Here is a 21,485-nt window from a genome sequence, read left to right as displayed (position 1 = left end):
CTGGTCTGAACAAATCTATCCTTGATCAAGGCTGGGGTGAGTTCAGACGACAGCTAGATTACAAATTGGCTTGGAACGGCGGTTATCTCATCGCCGTACCGCCACAAAACACCAGCCGTACTTGCCCAAGTTGCGGTCATGTATCAGCAAATAACCGCCAAACTCAGGCTAAATTTGCTTGTGTGCAATGTGGCTATGAAAATCACGCCGATGTTGTCGGTGCGATCAATGTTCTAAAACGCGGCCAAGCGATTTTAGCTGCCGCATAAGTCACAAAAAGGGTAGGACATACCCAGTTCGCCTGTGAAGTGAGTGGTGCAGCAAGGCCGCCAGCAGCAGGAACCCACCGAAGCGACTTCGGGCTGTTTCAAGTCCAAAGCGCCGTAGGAATCCCCGCTCTTTAGGGCGGGGAGGATGTCAACATGGTGTTCTTCTAAAATCCGCGCACCAATCTCAGCATGCTGTTCCATGATGAATCGTTCTTCCGGTGTCAATCGCCCGGGTTTGAGCAAAATCGTGTCTGAGATGCCAATTTTGCCGACATCGTGCATCGGGCTGGCATAAAACAACAATTCACACTGTTTCTCATCCCATCCCAAACGCTTTGCTAACATACTGGCGGTATGGCTCATCCGCAGCACATGCGCGCCGGTTTCGTTGTCGCGAAATTCAGCAGCCTTGGCCAACAGACGAACAATTTTTTGATGGGAACGATTTAATTCCTGCGTCCGTTCAGCCACCATTTCTTCTAATACCGCTTTGCGTTGTTCCAAAAAACGATGAGCCAAGTGGGCTTCTAATAGATTGCGTACCCGCGCCAACAACTCGATGCGGTGAAAAGGTTTGGTGATAAAGTCGCGTGCCCCTAAGGTTAACGCTTTCAACATAATGTTATGCTGCGCTTGCGCAGTTAGCATCACAATCGGTGCCAATAGTGGCTGATTGAGAGCAAACAGCTGTTCCATCACCGCAAAACCATCGAGATGCGGCATATTCAAATCCAACAGAATCAAATCTACCCGTTGTTGCTGATAGGTCGATACCACCAAACGCGGATCTGAAATAGCCGTGAGATGAATAAACCCCTCGCCCTGCAGAATTTTTTGTAACAGCTTTAAATTGGCTGGCTCATCGTCCACCAATAAAATATGCGCTGATTTAATTTCTGGTTTCATCGCAATACCTTCTGTTGCTGGCTAACCGACATCCTTTACTCAGACCTTTCCAGAAATTCATTGACGGTCCGTAAAAACAGACTGATATCCAATGGCTTGGTTAAATACTCGGCAAAACCAGCTTGCTTACCGCGTTCAATATCGCGTCGCATGGCGTTGGCAGTAATCGCAATCACCGGAATCGACGCGGTGCGGGTACGATTTTTTAGCTCGGCGAGGACTTGATAACCGTTCATCCCCGGCAAATTGATATCTAACAAAATCAAATCCGGTTGGTGATGATGTGCCAAGTCCAGTCCTAACGATGGGGTATGGGCGGTGAACAGCGAAATATGCGGCAGTCGCGCCAAGGCTTGGGTTACCAATTTGATATTAGCAGGATTGTCCTCGATATACAGCACGGTATAGCGGCGCTGTTGTTGATCGGGGGCGGTGGCAGTAGCGGTGGCGGTAGTGGTTTCTTGTAGCTCAGGTAAGACTTCCGCCGGTAGCTGAATCCAAAAATCACTGCCCTTACCTAATTCACTCGAAACACCGATTTCTCCTCCCATCAACTCAACTAAGCTGTGGGTGATGACCAAACCAATCCCTGTTCCCTCGATCTCGCCATACTCGGCACCCAAGCGATTAAAGGGTCGGAATAATTCTTTCATGCGCTCAGGCGCAATACCGTTGCCGGTGTCTTGAACGTGTAAGCGTAAAAAATGGCCTGATGTCGTTTCGATTGTTTCACCTTGAATACATACTTTACCGCCACGCCGATTATATTTAATCGCATTCGAGATTAAATTCAGCAATACTTGTTTTAGGCGAATATGATCAGCACGAACAATAAACGGTTCGGGTAGACTGATTTTGAGACTAACTTCTGATTTTTCTAATAAGGGTCGTAATAAGCTGTGACATTCTTCGACCAAAACAACACAATCCACCGGTTCTATTGATAGCTCGACTTTTCTGGCTTCAACCCGTGCTAAATCTAATACTTCGTTAATCAACTGCAGTAGATGGCGGCTGGCCTTAATAATCTCATTTACATTATCGCGATTATTTTCGCTGAGTTCATCATCCATTTCCATTAAAGATGAGAAACCAATAATTGCATTCATTGGTGTCCGTAGTTCATGGCTCATCCGCGAGAGAAATTCTGATTTGGCCTGATTCGCTTCATTAGCTTCTTCAACCGCCCGCTCTAACGCTTGTTGTCGATCAATTTCTGCCGAGTAATCGACAAACATATTAAAGGTGTTGGCTAATTTGCCGGTATTAGGGTCCATAATTGGGCCTAAATTACTTAGGCTCATAAATTCCGAGCCATCTTTACGCGTCAATTTTAATAGACCTGTCCAGCTTTTCCCTTCTGCTAATGTTTTTAAAACCTCAGACACTCTTTCTTCTTGCTGTCCAGCCGTTCCCACTGCAACAAAATCACGCCCTAACACTTCGCGGCTGCGATAACCCAATAAACGCTCGTAAGCTGGGTTCACATATTGAATCCGACCTTCTGCATCCGATACCCGAATTGCTTGTTCCGTGGTTTCAATTAAACGGCGAAATACCCTCAACCTTCCTTCAGCCAACTTGGTGTAAGTAATATCAGTACGAATAGAAAGATATTGTAGAGGCAGGCCATTTTCATCTAAAAAAGGCACAATAGTCGAGCGCACCCAATATTCTTGACCTTGTTTATTAAAATTACAAATTTCCCCTTGCCATACCTTACCCGAGGCAATAGTCATCCACATTTGACGGAAAAAGGCTGGGGAATGTTCTGCTGATTTTAATAAGCGGTGGTTTTTACCAATCAGTTCTTCGCGGGAATAGCCACTGATTTCACAAAACTTATCATTCACATCAATAATATCACCGGCGGCATTGGCGATACTGACAATGGCGTGTTGATCAATGGCAAAGCGCAAATGAGATAAATACTCAATTTCTTGATGAGAGAAGTTTTTTTTGCCATGTAATGTGGAATGGAGCACGAGATAACCTTTATAAAAAATTTGTTACACAGAATATTGTTTGACTGCTTTTTCCATTCTGTGTACCATTTTGTTAAGGTGTTGTACGGTATCGGTTGTCAACTCCACCACTTTCATATTTTGTTCTGTCATGACGGCAATACTCTCAACATTTTCTGCCACCGAACTCATGGCCTGATTTTGTTCTTGTGCCGAGAGAGAAATATCACTCACCATCTGGGTGGTTTGCTGCATTTGCTGATTGATGTTGTGCAGATAGTCTTGCGCTTGTTGTACCAACGACACGCCACGCTCGACTTGCTCGGCCCCCCCACGCATTCCACCTACTGCTTTGCCGGTTTCGGCTTGTACCGCTTGAATCATGCTGCTAATTTCTTCGGTGGCATTGGCGGTTCGTTCGGCCAGTTTGCGGACTTCATCCGCCACCACCGCAAAGCCCCGCCCCATTTCACCCGCCCGCGCTGCTTCAATGGCAGCGTTCAGTGCTAATAAATTAGTCTGTTCGGCAATTTCTTTAATCACACCGGTAATTCGAGAAATTTCTTCCGATTGTTTACCCAATTGTTCAACCTGCACTGCCGATTGTTTCACCGTATCGGCCAATGACAAAATGGTAGCGCACGCTTGTTGTGATAAGGCTGCACCTTGTTCAGACAAAGTCGTTGCACCTGCGGCAGAACCACATGTATGAGCCGCACGGGTGGCGACTTCGGCAATTGACATGGTGATTTCTTCAATCCCTGCCGCCGCCGCATTCGTGGCTTGATTCTGCTGTTGTGCAGAGAATTGCACATGGGTTACGCCTTGACTGACATCCGCTGCGATCGAACGCACTTGGCGTGCCGAGTCGGCCATACACTGTATCGTGGCTTGGATTGACGACACAAAACGGTCAATTTTGCGTGCAATCACCCCAACTGGATCTTGCCTTTTTAAATCAAAACGCTGTGTTAAATCACCCGACAACAACAACTTTTCTAAGTACTCGGTCAACAAAGCAATTTCTCTGTTGAAAGTTGGGACAAAAACAGCCAAGAAAAACAATGCAATCAACAACATCAATAACGACAGCGGCAACAGCAAAGCTTGTAACCAAGCACTGGGGAAGAATTGTTGCAACAACACCAAGCCACTCAACAGCAGCGAGCTTCCCCCAATCAACCATGGTTGTACTTCTGAACAACAAAACACCGCCCAAGGCGAGCGCCGTGCTGGTACCACTCGGCCATGAAAGACGCGAATGGAACGATCGCCTTTTAATAGTTTGTCGTAGGCAACAGTTGCTGCTTCCACTTCATGTCGTTCTGGGGAAGTGCGCACGGATTGATAGCCAACGATAGCCAACGATTTTGCCGTTTTCACGTACTGGTGAAGCATTCGCCACCACCCAGTAAAACCCGCCATCTTTGCGGCGGTTTTTCACCAATCCACGCCAAGGCCGTCCCGCTTTTAAGTCGCGCCACATATCCTCAAATGCCTGTGGTGGCATGTCAGGATGCCGCACTAAGTTATGCGGCTGGCCTATCATTTCTTCACGGGTATAGGCACTGATGTCTGCAAAAGCTTGATTAGCTTCGACGATGATGCCTTTGAGATCAGTTCGGGAGTAAATGAACTGATCTTTTGGCAACAATGTTTCGACCTGCGTTATTACGGGTTGGTTGACGCGCACAGCAAGCACTCCAATGACATGAAATTAGGGTGAATCAAAAAACCTACATAGGTTAAGCCATCATGCTGATTTAGGTATTTTTATGCACAACGTGACGCGGCGAATGATAGACAGACGCATCATGATCATCAATTAACAAAAACATGTATTAGCTATACAAATAAACGATTTTTTTGCGTAAAGCGTACTTAGTTAACTCAGCAATCGAAGTTAAGCCGAGTTTTTGGCGAATATTGCGTCTGTGAACTTCTACTGTAGAAGGTGCAATCCCCATTTGCACGGCAATTTCGTGTGATCTTAGCCCTTGTGCTAACAGCGCCAGCACTTGACGTTCACGCCGGCCTAATAACGCTAATGGTGGATCAAGGTCGGAGGAAGAATGAGAAATGGCCGATGCCGCAAAGTTGTGTGCGACATCCGGGGATAAAAACCGTTCCCCACCCGCTACGGTACGCACGGCGGTAATTAACTCATCAGAGCCAGCGGATTTCACCACATAGCCCATCGCACCAGCTTGCAACATCTCATCAATAAAGATTTTTTCGGTGTAGCCAGACAACGCCAAAATTTTAATCAATGGCCTTTCCCGCGAAATATATTTCGCCAGTTCAATGCCATGAATGTCTGGTAGGTTAATGTCCAACACTAAGACATCTGGCTGGTGTTGTTCTAATAACGCTAACAATTCTTTTCCTTGACCCGCCTCGGCGATGACTTGAAGATCCGCTTCGGCATTGAGGGGAATTTTCAAAGTTTCACGAAACATCTTATGGTCATCTGCAAGCATGATTTTAATGGTCATGTTTTTCTCCTTTCTGTTCTACGGGTAATTTGACGGTAACGGTTAACCCTTGCTGTGGACCAGAAAGCAAACTCATGCTTCCGCCTAAAAAGGTAATGCGTTCACGCACACTATTCAGACCAAAACCCGAAACACCACTTAAGGCCTGTTCTTGATTGGCAATGCCTCGACCGTGATCACTGACACGCAACAGCACTTGCTCACCATCAAAACGTAAACTGAGCTCAGCTTCATCGACTTCGGCATGTTTGGTGACATTGATCAGCAATTCACGGGCAATGCGAAACAAAATCACCGCTTGGGTATGCGATAGGGTGCAACTGGGTTCTTGAATATCAGTGCTAACGGCAAGGCCGTAGATGTCCAATATTTCTTTTTCCAACCAACGTAGCGCGGCAGCTAAACCAAGATTTTCTAAAACCGGTGGGCTCAGTTGGGCGGTAAAAGAACGGACTAAGGAACTGGCACGGTGCGTAAAAAGCTCTAATGCTGTGAGATTGTCTTTTTGTGCTGGGGAGGCTGATTTTTTTAGCAATTCTAAACGAATTTTCATGATGTGCAGGATTTGCCCTAAATCATCATGTAAATCGCGGGCAATCGCTCGGCGCTCGCGTTCTTCGGCCAAGGTCGCCTCAATCGCCAATCGCCGCAATTGTTCTGTTCGTTCCACCACCTTGTGTTCTAAGGTATCGTGGGCTTCTTGTAAGGCGGCTTCTGCCTGTTTGCGGGCGGTAATATCGCGCCCCACCGATTGAATTTCGACCAAACGACCGCTGCTGTCGAAAAAACCGTGATTGGCAAACTGCATCCAATGTTCTTGTCCGTTAGCGGAATAGACGCGATTTTCAATAATTACCACCGGACAATGTGGAGAGAGTTTTTTCAGTTCCGCCGCAATCAAGGGTAAATCATCAGGATGTGCCACCGGTTGCCATTGGCCTTGCATCAGCTCAGCCAAGGATTTACCAAAAAAACGGCAATAGGCTTGATTAGCAAATAAAAACCCCCCGTTTGGGTGGAGACGTGAGATTAGCTCTGTCTGATCTTCAACTACCGCCCGATAACGCTCTTCACTGGCAACCAAAGCAAACTGTGAAATTTTTTGTGGTGAGATATCAAACACAAAAACATAGAAACCACGGACACCGTCTGGATGAATGTCTGGGATATAGCTCACTTGACCATAGCGAACATGACTACTATCCGGTGAGGGAATCGCCCGTTCAAAGGTTTGCATTTCACCGCGTAGTGCGGCTTGGATATGAGGAAGGTTCTTACGATAGAGGGCTTCGCCGAGGGCAAATCGAATATGTTTTTGAAATATATCATTAGGATTAACCCCAAACCATATCCGATATGCATTATTGGCGAAACAGTTTTTCAGATGGCGGTCCCAATATGCAATGGTCGCCGGCAACTGATTGAGTACCTTTGATAAATGACGTCCCTGCAACAACGTCTGTTGCTGTCGTTGTGCATAACGCTCACGAAAACGCGAACGAGATCGAGACGAAAAAGGTCTGTTTAGCCGTTTTTCTCTCATGCCTTTAACATTGAAAGAGCGTGGTTAGGGTTTTATTTTTTGAAAAATGAAGGTTTCTGCAATTTTTTCTTAGGCTGCACATAATAAACACTCTTGTTAAAAACAGTACAAAAGATGGATAGGCAGCATGCTGAATACGCATTTTTTCTACATTATTTTGATTTATAATATCAAAATATCAAAAAATTTCACACTAAATTTCCACTTACCCACCCACTTCATTGCGTTATGTGTGCTTTTTATTCTGGCTGGTTGTCAATCAGAAGTTTCATTACAACAGCAAGAAAGTTATGTTTTCGGTACTCGAGTGGAAATCAGCATCGCACAGACTCGCCCAGAAACCGCACAACAGGCCATCCGTGCTGCCTTACAAGAACTCGACCGCCTACATCGTCAACTCCACCCATGGCAAACCGACAGTGAGCTATTTCAGGTCAATCGTGCATTGCAAAGCGGACACAGCACCACAGTGTCAGCAGAATTGGCAGAGCTGATCCGCGCAAGCCAACAATCTGAACGGCTCAGTGATGGCCTGTTTAATCCAGCCATCGGCTTATTGATTCGCGAATGGGGATTCCAACAAGAACATGCCGCCCCCCAACCGCCACCAGCCGCGACCTTGCAACAGTTACTGACCCCACCACCGACAACACTGGCGATTGAACTCAATGGTAACCAAGCCCACAGCCGCCAAGCCCATATTGCACTCGACTTTGGTGGCATGGCGAAAGGTTGGGCGTTAGATCGGGTGGCACAGATACTGCGCCAGCATCAGGTACAACATGCCCTAATCAATATCGGCGGCAATATTTTGGCGATGGGACAAAAAGCGCCTAAGCAGCCATGGCGAGTCGGTATTCAACATCCACGGCAAGGCGTAGCGATGGCCATACTCAATTTGGCAGATGGCGAGGCGATTGGGACGTCTGGCGATTATCAACGCTATTTTGTCTATCAAAACCGGCGTTATTGCCATTTAATTCTGCCAAAAACGGGATACAGTACATGCCAAAGGCAATCGGCTACGGTGTTAATTCATGGAGGCGTGGGCGCAGGGCTGCGCTCGGATGTAGCAAGTAAACCGATTTACTTCAGTGCACCAGCACAAGTTGTTGATTATGCGCAGCGATTTGGTGTGGCAGGGGTGTTGCTGGTGGAAGGGAATGGTGAAGTCAAACTGAATCGGGTGATGCAAAGCCGTGTGGAGTGGTTGATTGCCCCACCCCACAGCCAGCTTATAGATTAACGCGGCAAGGTAACTTGGAAGCCTGGGGCGTTTTTCGGGTGGTTGGCGTTGGTGAACACCGAACGGTCGTTCTTCAACACAATCACTTCAAAGAAAGGACGGAAACGTTCTTCACCGATACCAAAGCCCGCTAAGAACTTGCCAAACATCACTTGTTCTTCTGGTTCTGGTTGACCATCGGCCAAGGAAGAATCAATCAGGTTGACCAAAATACACATCTTTTGGGCATCAGACAGCAAAGGCGCGGCTTCGCGGATGAATTCATCCACGCTGTGTTTACGCACATAACGCTGGGCCGAGTCCAACAAGGCGCGGTTATTTGCCCCCACACCAATCGAACCACCGCTTTCTTCCCCACCTAACACCGACAGCAAATGACCAATTTCTTCATTATCAAATTCACCATCGGCGGCGATCATGTACAACAGCGAGGTAGCAAATGCCAAGTGTGGTGTCATTTGGTCGCCAGAATCGCTTTTGAACATATCAAACAAACCCATGTCATTCTCCTAAAGGTAAGGCTAAGGGATAGATTACGTGCAGCCATCATGCCGTAATATGGCTTAAAACTGGCTTAATTTCTAGCCGCGCCGGCACAGCGTTATAATCCGCCGCATCTATTTTGCGAAAGAATCTACAACATGCAATCGCTTATTCATGCCAGCCAGCGTATTGTGATTAAGGTTGGTTCCAGTTTAGTGACAAATGATGGTCGCGGGCTCGATCATCAAGCCCTCAATCGTTGGGCCGCAGAAATTGCCGACTTAGTGCGCCGTGGTAAAGAAGTGGTGCTGGTGTCCTCTGGTGCGATTGCCGAAGGATTGCAACGGCTTGGTTTTAGTACACGCCCAAAAGCGGTCCACGAGTTGCAAGCCGCCGCTGCCGTGGGGCAAATGGGTTTAGCACAGGCCTATGAAACCGCTTTTCGCAGTCATGGCCTCAAAACCGCGCAAATTTTACTGACCCATGAAGACCTCGCCGACCGCACCCGTTATCTGAACGCCCGTTCTACCCTAACCACACTGTTAAAAATGAATGTGGTGCCGATCATCAATGAGAACGATACCGTCGTGACCTCGGAAATTCGCTTTGGTGATAATGATACTTTGGGGGCATTGGTCACCAATCTGATTGAAGCCGATGCGCTGATTATTCTGACCGATCAAAAAGGGCTGTATACCGCCGATCCACGCAAAAATCCTGATGCCAGTTTTGTCCATGAGGCCCAAGCCGGCGACCCTGCCCTAGAAGAAATGGCAGGTGGTGCTGGGTCAAACGTTGGTACTGGCGGCATGTTGACCAAAATTATTGCTGCCAAACGCGCCGCCCGTTCTGGTGCAGCAACGGTGATTGCCTGTGGTCGTGAAGACAATGTCTTGTCGCGCCTTGCTGATGGAGAGGCCATCGGTACCCAATTGGTCGCCCCAACCACTCGCCTTGCGGCGCGCAAACAATGGTTGGCCGATCATCTGCAATTGGCAGGTCGTTTGGTGTTGGATGCCGGTGCAGCAAAAGCGGTTGCCAGCGGTACGGTGAGTTTATTGCCGATTGGTGTTGCTGCCGTAGAAGGCGAGTTTTTACGCGGTGAGGTTGTTGCTTGTGTCGATGAACAAGGGCAAGAAGTGGCACGCGGTTTGGTCAACTATAGCGCCGATGAAGCCCGTCTCATTATGCGCCGCCCAACTCGTGAATTAGAAAGCATCTTGGGTTATCTGGTCGAACCCGAACTGATCCACCGCGATAATATGGTGAATATCTAGACTTGGCCACGCTCTCGACCTCGGGCTCAATCCTGAGGCTTTCCGTGCATTGGATAAGAGAGAAGAAAGTTGAGCAGAGGCACACTATCGTGTGCCTCTGCCAATACAACCGAGAGGATTAGCGAACGATTTGCGCTAACTCACCCTTGGCATAACGGTTTGCCATCAGGTCGAGGTTGACGGGTTTAATCTTGCTTGCCATCCCTGCTGCACCAAACGCTTCATAGCGTGCAATACAAATATCACGCATGGCATCGGTCGAGGCTTTCAGATACTTACGTGGGTCGAATTCATTGGGGTGTTGAGCCAAGAAACGACGAATCGCGCCGGTGGAAGCCAAGCGTAAATCGGTGTCGATATTCACTTTACGCACGCCGTGTTTAATGCCTTCAACAATTTCTTCGACTGGCACACCATAGGTCTCGCCTAAATCGCCACCGAATTCGTTGATAATCTGCAACCACTCTTGCGGCACGCTGGAAGAACCGTGCATCACCAAGTGGGTGTTAGGAATACGGGCATGGATTTCTTTAATACGGTCAATGCGCAACACATCACCAGTAGGCTTTTTGCTGAATTTATACGCACCGTGACTGGTACCAATCGCAATCGCCAAGGCATCGACACCGGTATCTTTGACAAATTGCGCCGCTTCTTCTGGGTCGGTCAATAACTGGCTGTGATCCAACACCCCTTCAGCGCCTACGCCATCTTCTTCACCGGCTTTACCCGTTTCTAAAGAACCCAAACAGCCAATTTCCCCTTCCACCGACACCCCACACGCATGGGCAAAATTGACCACCGTGCGCGTCACATCGACGTTATAGGCATAGTCAGCAGGGGTTTTACCGTCAGATTTCAGCGAACCATCCATCATCACCGAACTAAAGCCGAGCTGGATGGAACGCTGGCAAACATCTGGGCTGGTGCCGTGGTCTTGGTGCATGACCACCGGAATATGTGGAAATTCTTCCACTGCCGCCAAAATCAAATGACGTAAGAAAGGCGCACCTGCGTACTTACGCGCCCCTGCCGAGGCCTGCACAATCACCGGTGCATCGACTTTATCTGCGGCTTCCATGATGGCACGCATTTGTTCGAGGTTGTTCACGTTAAAAGCGGGCAGGCCATAGCTGAATTCAGCCGCATGATCGAGAAGTTGACGCAGAGAGACGAGAGCCATCGGGCTACCTCCAAAAAGAAAACAGCGCGGCAGGCCGCGCTACAGAAAGAAAATACTGCCTATCACTGTCTGCTCACGCTCGTGAGCGCCACCCCAGCCACAGCAAAAGAACCACCGGCAAAACGATTAAGCCATTGTAGGCGCAAGGGGGTATTGAGCCAGCTTTTTAACTTGGCCCCTCCGGTGGCATACACCATTTGCCATGTGCTTTCGATGACAAAGAAGGTTGCCGCCAAAATCGCCAATTGCAGCGATTGATCGGCTTGGGCGTTCATAAATTGCGGGAACAGCGCAGTGAAAAAAACAAAGGCTTTTGGGTTGCTCATCGCAACCAAAAAGCCGGTGCGAAAGCGTTGCCACGGGGTATCCATCACCACCGCTGCTGCGCTTTCTTGTAAGGGACTGGCTGGTGCGCGCCATGTCTTAATACCGAGCCATACCAAATAGGCTGCGCCGGCATATTTCACCACCGAGAATAATAATTCCGAGGTCGCGAGCAAAGCACCGAGCCCTAGGGCAGAACCGCACATGATAATGCCCAAGGCCAATAACAAACCGGCTAAAGTGGGCAGGGTATGGCGCACGCCGTAGCGAATACCATGCGTCATCGCTAACAACATATTCGGGCCCGGCGTAGCCGAGACAAAAAACACCGTAGCGACATATAACAACCACGCATTGAGCGACATACCCTATCCTTATAACGCTTAGGCTCGTTCGGCTAACACTGCCACTGCGGGCAGTTGTTTGCCTTCGAGGAACTCTAAGAAAGCCCCACCGCCGGTCGAGATATAACTGATTTTGTCAGTGACGCCGAACTTGGCAATTGCCGCCAAGGTATCACCGCCACCAGCAATCGAGAAGGCTTTAGAATCGGCAATGGCACGAGCCAAGGTTTCGGTGCCTTCGGCGAATTGGTCGAACTCAAACACCCCAACTGGTCCATTCCACACCACCGTACCGGCTTTCGCCACAATCTCGGCCAATTGGGCGGCGGATTGTGGGCCGATGTCGAGAATCATGTCATTTTTGGTGACATCTTCGACTGGCTTAAGGGTATCTTCTGCATTCTCAGAAAATTCTGGTGCGGTTACCACATCAACCGGCAGCGGCACATGACCACCACGCGCTTTAATCTTGGCAATCACCTTTTGCGCTTCGGCTACCAACTCTGGCTCAGCTAACGATTTACCGATGCCATGACCTTCAGCCAATAAGAAGGTATTGGCAATCCCGCCACCCACGATCAGCTGATCGACTTTATCCGCCAACGATTCGAGAATGGTCAACTTAGTCGAGACTTTCGAACCAGCGACAATCGCCACCAGTGGACGAGCAGGGCTTTCTAAAGCGCGACCTAACGCATCGAGTTCAGCCGCCAGCAAGATACCGGCACATGCCACCGGCGCAAACTGCGCTACCGCATGCGTGGAGGCTTCGGCACGATGGGCGGTACCAAAGGCATCGTTGACAAAGATATCGCACAAACTGGCATAGGCCCGACCCAAATCGGGGTTGTTTTTCTTTTCCCCTTTGTTGAGACGGACGTTTTCTAACATCACCACATCGCCCGGATTGAGTGACAAACCATTTTGCCAATCGCTGACCACCGGCACGGTTTTACCCAACAAGCTACCCAAACGCGCAGCGACCGGCGCGAGGCTGTCTTCGGGTTTGGGCTCACCTTCGGTGGGGCGGCCTAAGTGGGTCATCAAAATCACCGCCGCACCGTTATACAGGGCGTGCTGAATCGAGGGCAACGAAGCGCGGATCCGAGTGTCGTCACCGAGGGTGCCGTTTTTCACTGGCACGTTCATATCGACGCGAATCAACACTCGCTGGCCGGCGAGTACCTGATCGGTTAGTTTCTTAAATTGCATAAGCTGTTGCCGCTTTCTTAGCAGTTAAACAGAGCACGGGCGGTGTTCAACATCTGGCACGAGAAGCCCCACTCGTTGTCATACCATGCCAACACTTTCACCATATTGCCGTTGCTGACTTTGGTGAGGGTGCTGTCGAAGCAAGAGGCTTCGCTGCTGTGGTTAAAGTCGGACGATACCAAAGGCAAGGTGTTGTAACCCAACACGCCTTTCATCGCACCTTCTGCAGCGGCTTTGACGATTTCGTTCACTTCAGCGACGCTGGTGTCACGACCGGCTTCAAATGTTAAATCCACCAACGACACATTGATGGTTGGCACGCGCACCGCAAAGCCATCCAATTTGCCTTTCAGTTCTGGCAATACCAAACCAACAGCTTTGGCGGCGCCGGTTTTAGTTGGAATCATATTGTGAGTGGCGGAACGAGCGCGGCGCAGGTCTTTATGGCGCACATCGGTTAACACTTGGTCATTGGTGAAAGCGTGGATGGTGGTCATCAGACCTTTTTTGATACCCAAACCATCGTTCAATGCTTTGGCAACAGGTGCCAAGCAATTAGTGGTGCACGAAGCGTTCGACACCACAGTCATGTCGGCGGTGAGCACATCGTGGTTCACACCATAGACAATAGTCGCATCGACATCATCGCCACCTGGGGCAGAGATCAGGACTTTTTTCGCGCCAGCATCAATGTGAGCTTGGCATTTTTCTTTGGTGGTGAAGGCGCCGGTACATTCCATCACCAAATCCACATTCAACGCCGCCCACGGCAATTCAGCAGGGTTACGGGTTGAGAAGAAAGGAATTACATCACCATTGACGATTAAATGGTTGTCGTCGTGGCTGATAGTGGCGTTAAAACGGCCGTGAACGGTGTCAAATTGGGTCAGGTGGGCGTTGGTTGCTAAATCACCAGAAGCATTGACTGCCACCACTTCAAACTCGTCGCGCAGGTTGTTTTCATAGATTGCACGTAATACTTGACGGCCAATACGGCCATAACCATTGATCGCTACACGGATCGCCATGTTTTTCTCCTGAGATAGTTGTGTTGTGTTGAGGTGCAATAATTGGCACCCCAACCTAGGCTGCTACGATTTACAGCACTGCTTTGACTGCTTTGATCACTGCGGCAGGGGTAATACCAAAATGCTCAAACAACACCGAGGCAGGTGCCGATTCACCAAAGGAATCAATCCCCACCACTTCGCCGGTCAAGCCGACATATTTACGCCAGTAGTCGGTTACCCCTGCTTCGACGGCAACACGGGGTAAGTTTGGCGGCAACACCGCTTCGATATAACTGCGTGTTTGCTGATCAAACAAACGGGTACATGGCATCGACACCACCCGCACAGCCAAGCCTTCATCTGCCAGCTGTTGTTGTGCTTTCAGTGCCAATTCGACTTCGGAACCCGTTGCAATAATCACTGCCCGTGCTTCATCTGCATCACGCAACACATAACCACCGCGCTTAATGTCTTCGATTTGCGGCGCTTCACGTTGGATAAATGGCAAGTTTTGGCGGCTGAAGATCAAGGTGGACGGGCCATCTTGGCGAGCTAAGCTTTCACCCCAAGCGATCAAGGATTCAAGCGTATCGCATGGCCGCCATACGTTCATATTGGGAATCAAGCGCAGGGTTGCGATTTGCTCCACTGGCTGGTGGGTTGGGCCATCTTCACCCAGACCAATCGAGTCGTGAGTAAAGACAAACAACGGGTTAATTTTCATCAACGCCGCCATCCGCAAGGCATTGCGAGCGTATTCACTGAACATCAAGAACGTGGCACCAAACGGTTTTACCCCGCCGTGAAGGGCCATCCCGTTCATAATCGCTGCCATACCAAATTCGCGCACGCCATAGTGGACATAGTTGCCCGAGGTTTCACGCGAAATACTGCGGCTGGTTTTCCAATTGGTCAGGTTTGATGGGGTTAAATCAGCTGAACCACCGACCAATTCCGGCAAGACTTCGGCAAACACACCGATGGCATTTTGTGATGCTTTGCGGGTGGCGATGGTTTCTGCTTTGCTGTTAACCGCAGCAATCGCCGCTTCATAATGCGCTTGCCACTGGGCAGGTAATTCGCCTTGCATCCGGCGCTCAAATTCTGCAGCTAATTCAGGATGGGCATTGCGGTATGCAGCAAACAGGCTGTTCCATTCCGCTTCGGCAGCCGCGCCTTGTGCACGGGCATCCCACTCAGCAGCGATGTCCGCTGGAATATCAAATGGGGCATGTGGCCATTGCAGCGCTTCGCGTGCAGCAGCAATTTCGGCTGCACCCAAGGGCGCGCCATGCACATCATGCCCCCCCTCTTTATTGGGCGCACCCTTACCAATCACGGTACGGCAGCAAATCAAGGTCGGTTTGTTGCTGTCTGCTTTAGCTGCGTCAATCGCTTGCAATACGGCATCGATATCATGACCATCCACCGCACGGATGACTTGCCAGCCATAGGCTTCAAAGCGCGCTGGCGTATCATCGGTAAACCAGCCTTCGACATCACCATCAATCGAAATGCCGTTGTCGTCATAGAAGGCAATCAGCTTACCCAAGCCCCAAGTCCCAGCCAATGAGCAGGCTTCGTGACTAATCCCTTCCATTAAACAGCCATCACCCAAGAACACATAGGTGTGGTGGTTGACGATAGGGAAGCCATCGCGGTTGAATTCATCGGCTAACAATCGTTCTGTCAGCGCCATCCCAACTGCGTTGCTAATCCCTTGCCCCAAGGGGCCGGTCGTGGTTTCAATGCCCGGGGCGTAACCATATTCAGGGTGGCCGGGGGTTTTGCTGTGCAGCTGGCGGAAGTTTTTTAAGTCTTCCCGTGACACGTCGTATCCTGTGAGATGCAACAGGCTATACAGCAACATGGAGCCATGGCCGTTGGACAACACAAACCGGTCACGGTCGGCCCATTGTGGGTGGCTTGGGTTGTGTTTGAGGTGATATTTCCACAGGGCAACGGCAATATCTGCCATCCCCATTGGCATTCCAGGGTGGCCAGAGTTGGCCTGTTGTACGGCATCCATGCTAAGAACACGGATGGCATTGGCGAGCTGTTTACGCATGAACATTTTCAGGAAAAGACCTTGCTTGTCGGGCGGGAAAGGGAAGAACGCAAAAAAGCGAGTAAAAAAATCATGCAATTATCGCCGATTGCTGCCATAGGCGGCAACCAGCGCAAGGATCTCAGTTTAATAAAATAAGGGTTTTCTTCATGACATCATTGCCTACGCCACCGACTTCGCCACAAACACAGACTTTGCGTGGCTGGTTTTGGATTCGCGATGCTTTTTTCTTACTTAAACAACAACCCAAAGCATGGCTGATGTTGGCAGGGTGCCATTTTCTGGTCAGTGCACTCATGCACTTTCTTCCCGGTATTGGTCAATTATTGGCTGTGTTGTGTGCTCCAGCGTTTCTCGCTGGGTTTTTATATGCTGCGGTTGGCCAACAAATGGGCATTCCTCCACGTTGGCAGCAATTGTTTGCCGGTTTCCGCCTACAACCAGTGCCATTGTTAACCGTGGGGGTGTATTACCTGGTTGGGATGGTTTTGGCCGCCATCGTGTTGGGAATTGGCCTAGGGATTTGGGGCAGTTCAGTGCCCGCAGAAAGCGATGCCCTATTGCGTTCGGCACAATCGGTTGACGGCCAAATGACAGTATTACTGATTGGGTTTTTGTTGTTTCTTTTGCCGGTGGCGTTGGCTTATTGGCTAGCGCCGGCTTTAGTGGTGTTTCAAGGATTGCCAGCGTTGCGGGCGATGTGGCTTAGTTTGTTGACCGCGTTAAAGCATTGGCCGGCGGTATTACTGTATTTGGTGCTAATGGCGGCATTGTTGGGGTTGGCGATCATTCCGTTTGGCCTTGGTTTGCCGATTTGGTTACCGATGGCGTTGTTAACGGTGTTTACCGCCTACTGTGATCTATTCCAACAACCCACCCCACAGCCGATGGTACCAGAACAAGATACCGCGCATTTCTTGGAATGATGTTCTATTGGGTACAACGAAAAAACACCCACGCCCATCACTGGGAGCGGGTGTTTAACAGGCTAAAGAACTCAACAGCGAGCAATCAATATTCCCAGAAAATACGCTGCAATTCTTTGCTATCTTGAGTCTTGGTCAACGCGACCGATGCCAAAATACGCGCTTTTTGTGGGTTGAGGTCATGCGCCACCACCCAATCGTATTTATCATCAGGCTGTTCTGCATTACGCAACACAAAACCACCGGCATTGACACGAGAAGAACGAATCACATGGACACCGCTTTTGCGAATGTCTTGTAATGCAGGTACCACCTTCGCCGCTACCGAACCATTACCTGTGCCAGCATGGATAATCGCTTTTGCCCCTTGTTGAGCAAAGGCCTTATAAGCGGTGTCAGTCACATTGCCATAACCATAAGCAATATCAACCGATGGCAGCGCGTTAATGCGCTTGATATCAAACTCTGAATTCACCGTGTGGCGTTTTGCTGGCAGGCGGAACCAATAGGTTTTTCCCTCAACCACCATCCCGAGAGGGCCCCAAGGGCTCTTGAAGGCTTCGGTTTTGATATTGACAGCTTTGCTGACGTCGCGGCCAGAATGAATTTCATCATTCATTGCCACCAACACCCCTTTACCGCGTGAATCTTTACTGCCTGCAACGGCAACGGCATTGTAAAGGTTTAACATGCCATCGGCTGACATGGCGGTACCCGGGCGCATCGAACCAACCACGACGATAGGCTTATCGGTACGCTGCACTAAGTTGAGGAAGTAGGCGGTTTCTTCCAAGGTATCCGTACCGTGGGTAATCACCACACCATCAACATCGCTGCGTTTCACCAACTCGGCAACATGCTTGCCTAATTGCAACAGGTGATCGTTGGTAAAGCTTTCCGATGCAATTTGGAAAACTTGCTCGCCGCGAACTTGGGCGATATTGCTCAGTTCAGGCACGCCGGCAATCAATTTGTCCACTGGCACTTTGGCTGCCTGATAGGTCGCGCTGTTGGCGGCACTGGCACCCGCCCCCGCAATCGTCCCACCGGTGGCTAAGATCACCACATTAGGCAATTTTGCCTTGGCCGCTTCTGCATGAGCGGCTTGGTAAGGCAACAAAAACATCATCGCAGCAAAGCAAGGCGCTAGCTTGTGGAGGGTTTTCATCGTTTCTTCCTCTTGAGAACAACGAACAAAAAAAAGCTGCTGAATATTTCACTCAGCAGCCAAGGGGGACAAAATCAGTGTTGCAAAATCTTTGCTAGGAATTGCTTAGCACGATCGGAACGGGCATCGACATTGCCAAAGAACTCCTCTTTATGGCAATCCTCGACAATTTGCCCACGGTCCATAAAGATCACGCGGTTTGCCACTTTGCGGGCAAAGCCCATCTCGTGGGTCACACACATCATCGTCATGCCTTCTTGTGCCAACTGCACCATCACATCCAACACCTCGTTCACCATTTCAGGGTCGAGTGCCGAAGTGGGTTCATCGAACAGCATCACGATTGGATCCATCGCCAATGCCCGTGCAATCGCAACCCGTTGTTGTTGACCGCCGGACAGTTGACCGGGGTATTTATGTGCATGAGCCTTCAGGCCAACACGGTCGAGCAGCTTTAAGCCTTTGTCAGTCGCTTCTTCTTTACTACGCCCCAATACCTTCATTTGGGCAATAGTCAGGTTTTCGGTGATCGACAAGTGTGGGAATAACTCGAAGTGTTGGAACACCATCCCCACTCGCGAGCGCAGCTTTGGCAAATCGGTTTTAGGGTCGGCAATTGATGTACCGTCCACCACAATATCACCCTTCTGAAAGGGTTCTAGTGCATTCACACATTTAATCAAGGTCGATTTACCCGAGCCCGAAGGACCACAGACCACCACCACCTCGCCTTTTGTGACTTCGGTTGTGCAATCGGTCAAGACTTGAAATTCGCCGTACCACTTGCTGACATTTTTAATCGAGATCATACCGTTAACCTTTTTTGCAAACGCTTAACCAATAACGAGGCGGAGAAGCTGATGGTGAAATACACCAGACCGGCAAAAATCAGGAACTCATGCGGCTGGCCGATAATGTCGCCCCGTGAACGGGCGGCGTTCAAGAAGTCCATCAAACCGACGGCATACACTAACGAGGTGTCTTGGAACAAAATAATGCTTTGCTGTAACAACAACGGTGTCATTTTGCGGAATGCCTGCGGCAGAATAATCAGCCGCATCACTTGGCCGTAATTCATTCCCAAAGCATAAGCCGCGCCCATCTGTCCTTTAGGAATCGATTGAATCCCTGCCCGCACAATTTCACAGAAATAGGCCGCTTCAAACATCATGAAAGCGACTAAACACGAGGTGAAGGCACCAATCGGCATGTCTTCACCGGTCAGCCAGCGCAAGACAAACGGTACGGCAAAATAGAACCACGTAATCACCAACAGCAATGGGATAGAGCGGAAATAGTTGACATAGGCACCGGCCACTCTTGAAAGCAGAGGGTTGTGCGATAAACGCATCAACGCCAAGACCGTCCCCAAAGCCACCCCACCGACAACGCCCAACACCAACAGCTTGAGCGTCATCGCCATGCCTTCCCACATCCCGGGGAGGGCGGGAATAATCGCGCTAAAGTCCATTATTTACCTCCCACCGAAATCAGGCCCGGTACGGCAACTTTCTTCTCTACCCAGCGCATCAACAGCATCAAGCTCATGTTGAGGGTGAAGTAGATAATCGTTGCAAGGGTGAACGCTTCAAACAAATTGGCAGTAAATTCGGCAGTTTGTTTGGTTTGTGCCAACAGCTCCATCAAACCAATCAACGAGGCGACTGAGGAATTTTTGAAGATATTCAGAAACTCAGAAGTCAGCGGTGGAATGATGATGCGGAAAGCCTGTGGCAGCAGAATTTGTGAATAAATTTGCGGTAATTTGAAACCTAAAGCGTAAGCTGCTGCCGCTTGGCCTTTAGGCAAGGCTTGAATACCGGTCCGGACTTGTTCACAGACACGGGCGGCGGTAAATAATCCCAAGCAGACCACGACGCTGAGATAAGCCGACGTCGCTGGGTTTAAATCTTGTTTAAACCACATTTCGATCGGCTCGGGTAACAGATCGGGGATTAAGAAATACCAAATAAACAGTTGCACCAACAACGGTACATTACGGAACAGCTCGACATAGGCGGTCGCCAAGCCAGACAGCCAGCGGTTTGGTACGGTGCGCAAGACACCCAATACCGAGCCCAAGAATAACGCGATTAACCAGCCGATCAATGCAACGGCAATGGTCCAGCCCAAGCCAGAAACAAACCAGTCAAGATAAATTTCCTGACCAATTCCAGTGGACTTAAAGAAAACACCCCAGTCCCAGTTGTAATCCATCGACATCCCCTTTTCATGCAGAAACCGGCATTGCGCAACATGGCATACCGGTACGCCCTACTGACAACAAGGGGACACGCCCCTTGTTGTTTATAAACCAACTGGCTTACATTTGTTCGGCAGATTTGTCAGTGGGTTTGGCGATAAGCTGTTTCAGTTCATCGCTCATTGGGAAGTTGAGGTTCAGGCCTTTTGGTGGGATGGGCTGTTGGAACCACTTGTTGTAAATTTTGTTGATTTCACCAGATTTGTAAGTCGCAACGATGGCGTCATCCACTACTTTCTTAAAGGCGGCATCGCCTTTACGCACCATACATCCGTAGATTTCAAACGATTGTGGCTTACCAGTCACAACCCAGTCAGCTGGGTTTTTCGCTTTCGCCATCTCACCGTATAACAGCGCATCATCCATCATGAAAGCCGCAGCGCGACCCGATTCCAGCATCAGGAACGATTCGCCGTGGTCTTTGGCACTGATGATATTCATGCTCAGTTGTTTTTCCACATTCATCGCTTTTAACAGGCGCTCAGAGGTGGTGCCGGCGGTGGTGACAACGTTTTTACCTTTCAGATCAGGGAAATCGCTGATGCCAGAGGTTTTCTTGGTCAGCAAACGAGTGCCGATTTCGAAAATCCCGACCGAGAAGTCAACTTGTTTCTGACGCTCAAGATTATTGGTGGTGGAACCACACTCGAGGTCAACCGTGCCGTTTTGCACCAGAGGAATACGGGTTTGTGAAGTGACCAGATTGTATTTCACTTTCAGGCTTGGCAGTTTCAGCTCTTTTTTCAGTGCTTCAACCACTTTCAGCTGCAAGTCGTGGGAGTAACCAATCGGCTGGGAAGGATC

General features: G+C 49.5%; 21 protein-coding genes. 4 read left to right on the top strand and 17 right to left on the bottom strand.

Annotated features, from left to right (window positions below; genetic code table 11):
* Window positions 1-269 (top strand): RNA-guided endonuclease InsQ/TnpB family protein (locus G465_RS0109775; protein WP_027405366.1); only part of this gene is annotated, 269 nt, incomplete at its 5' end.
* Here the strand turns inward: G465_RS0109775 and G465_RS14325 are convergent.
* The 6 genes from G465_RS14325 to G465_RS14315 form a co-directional block, all read right to left on the bottom strand.
* Entirely contained in the window at window positions 255-1,175 is a 921-nt protein-coding gene (locus G465_RS14325; RefSeq protein WP_022654288.1) for a response regulator, read from the bottom strand. The two genes, G465_RS0109775 and G465_RS14325, sit on opposite strands and share 15 nt — an antisense overlap.
* Window positions 1,176-1,210: 35 nt before the next feature.
* Complete coding sequence (locus G465_RS0109765; protein ID WP_022654287.1) at window positions 1,211-3,160, bottom strand: PAS domain S-box protein; 1,950 nt, start codon at window positions 3,158-3,160, stop codon at window positions 1,211-1,213.
* A 24-nt stretch (window positions 3,161-3,184) separates the two neighbouring features.
* On the bottom strand, window positions 3,185-4,537 hold the full coding sequence (locus G465_RS14320) for a methyl-accepting chemotaxis protein (RefSeq protein ID WP_211213753.1): 1,353 nt from the start codon (window positions 4,535-4,537) through the stop codon (window positions 3,185-3,187).
* The gene (locus G465_RS16080; protein WP_027405364.1) at window positions 4,455-4,832 is read right to left on the bottom strand and encodes a PAS domain-containing protein; all 378 of its coding nucleotides are present in this window, start codon (window positions 4,830-4,832) and stop codon (window positions 4,455-4,457) included. Before G465_RS16080 ends, G465_RS14320 begins: the two co-directional genes overlap by 83 nt.
* A 148-nt stretch (window positions 4,833-4,980) precedes the next feature.
* On the bottom strand, window positions 4,981-5,634 hold the full coding sequence (locus tag G465_RS0109750; protein WP_022654286.1) for a response regulator transcription factor: 654 nt from the start codon (window positions 5,632-5,634) through the stop codon (window positions 4,981-4,983).
* A complete protein-coding gene (locus G465_RS14315; RefSeq protein WP_022654285.1) occupies window positions 5,624-7,177 on the bottom strand; it encodes a PAS domain-containing sensor histidine kinase in 1,554 nt (517 codons plus the stop codon). Before G465_RS14315 ends, G465_RS0109750 begins: the two co-directional genes overlap by 11 nt.
* A gap of 232 nt (window positions 7,178-7,409) precedes the next feature.
* On the opposite strand from G465_RS14315, the gene G465_RS0109740 reads away from it, so the two are divergent.
* The gene (locus G465_RS0109740; RefSeq protein WP_245556784.1) at window positions 7,410-8,423 is read left to right on the top strand and encodes an FAD:protein FMN transferase; all 1,014 of its coding nucleotides are present in this window, start codon (window positions 7,410-7,412) and stop codon (window positions 8,421-8,423) included.
* On the opposite strand, the gene G465_RS0109735 is transcribed toward G465_RS0109740, so the two are convergent.
* A complete protein-coding gene (locus tag G465_RS0109735; RefSeq protein WP_022654283.1) occupies window positions 8,420-8,923 on the bottom strand; it encodes a tellurite resistance TerB family protein in 504 nt (167 codons plus the stop codon). The two genes, G465_RS0109740 and G465_RS0109735, sit on opposite strands and share 4 nt — an antisense overlap.
* 141 nt (window positions 8,924-9,064) lie before the next feature.
* Between G465_RS0109735 and proB the strand changes: the two genes are divergently transcribed.
* Entirely contained in the window at window positions 9,065-10,183 is a 1,119-nt protein-coding gene (gene proB / locus G465_RS0109730) for a glutamate 5-kinase (RefSeq protein WP_022654282.1), read from the top strand.
* 118 nt (window positions 10,184-10,301) lie between these two features.
* Here proB and fba read toward each other — a convergent pair whose 3' ends face one another.
* From fba to tkt, 5 genes are all read right to left on the bottom strand, one after another.
* The gene (gene fba, locus G465_RS0109725) at window positions 10,302-11,366 is read right to left on the bottom strand and encodes a class II fructose-bisphosphate aldolase (protein WP_022654281.1); all 1,065 of its coding nucleotides are present in this window, start codon (window positions 11,364-11,366) and stop codon (window positions 10,302-10,304) included.
* A 62-nt stretch (window positions 11,367-11,428) separates the two neighbouring features.
* Complete coding sequence (locus G465_RS0109715; protein WP_022654280.1) at window positions 11,429-12,055, bottom strand: LysE family translocator; 627 nt, start codon at window positions 12,053-12,055, stop codon at window positions 11,429-11,431.
* A gap of 18 nt (window positions 12,056-12,073) precedes the next feature.
* Window positions 12,074-13,246, bottom strand: a complete 1,173-nt coding sequence (locus G465_RS0109710) for a phosphoglycerate kinase (protein ID WP_022654279.1) — start codon at window positions 13,244-13,246, stop codon at window positions 12,074-12,076.
* Window positions 13,247-13,263: 17 nt separating this feature from the next.
* On the bottom strand, window positions 13,264-14,274 hold the full coding sequence (gene gap / locus G465_RS0109705; RefSeq protein WP_022654278.1) for a type I glyceraldehyde-3-phosphate dehydrogenase: 1,011 nt from the start codon (window positions 14,272-14,274) through the stop codon (window positions 13,264-13,266).
* A 70-nt stretch (window positions 14,275-14,344) separates the two neighbouring features.
* Window positions 14,345-16,330, bottom strand: coding sequence for a transketolase (tkt, locus tag G465_RS0109700; RefSeq protein ID WP_027405362.1), 1,986 nt, complete (start codon window positions 16,328-16,330; stop codon window positions 14,345-14,347).
* Window positions 16,331-16,473: 143 nt separating this feature from the next.
* Between tkt and G465_RS0109690 the strand changes: the two genes are divergently transcribed.
* Entirely contained in the window at window positions 16,474-17,250 is a 777-nt protein-coding gene (locus G465_RS0109690) for a BPSS1780 family membrane protein (RefSeq protein ID WP_022654275.1), read from the top strand.
* Window positions 17,251-17,335: 85 nt separating this feature from the next.
* Here the strand turns inward: G465_RS0109690 and G465_RS0109685 are convergent, their stop codons facing one another.
* The 5 genes from G465_RS0109685 to G465_RS0109665 form a co-directional block, all read right to left on the bottom strand.
* Window positions 17,336-18,418 carry an asparaginase gene (locus G465_RS0109685; protein ID WP_022654274.1) on the bottom strand — a complete coding sequence of 361 codons (1,083 nt, stop codon included), beginning with the start codon at window positions 18,416-18,418 and terminating at the stop codon, window positions 17,336-17,338.
* A 74-nt stretch (window positions 18,419-18,492) separates the two neighbouring features.
* Entirely contained in the window at window positions 18,493-19,227 is a 735-nt protein-coding gene (locus tag G465_RS0109680; RefSeq protein ID WP_022654273.1) for an amino acid ABC transporter ATP-binding protein, read from the bottom strand.
* Window positions 19,224-19,889, bottom strand: coding sequence for an amino acid ABC transporter permease (locus tag G465_RS0109675; protein ID WP_022654272.1), 666 nt, complete (start codon window positions 19,887-19,889; stop codon window positions 19,224-19,226). Before G465_RS0109675 ends, G465_RS0109680 begins: the two co-directional genes overlap by 4 nt.
* Window positions 19,889-20,635 (bottom strand): amino acid ABC transporter permease, encoded by a 747-nt coding sequence (locus tag G465_RS0109670; protein ID WP_027405360.1) that lies wholly within the window; start codon window positions 20,633-20,635, stop codon window positions 19,889-19,891. Before G465_RS0109670 ends, G465_RS0109675 begins: the two co-directional genes overlap by 1 nt.
* A 106-nt stretch (window positions 20,636-20,741) precedes the next feature.
* Window positions 20,742-21,485, bottom strand: a 744-nt coding sequence (locus G465_RS0109665; RefSeq protein ID WP_022654270.1) for a transporter substrate-binding domain-containing protein, incomplete at its 5' end; no start/stop codon positions are given.

Origin of the sequence: Aquaspirillum serpens DSM 68, assembly GCF_000420525.1 — a bacterium.
Classification (GTDB): domain Bacteria; phylum Pseudomonadota; class Gammaproteobacteria; order Burkholderiales; family Aquaspirillaceae; genus Aquaspirillum; species Aquaspirillum serpens.
The sequence above is the reverse complement of the archived record's forward strand: the minus strand, read 5'-3'. Positions and strand labels throughout refer to the sequence as shown.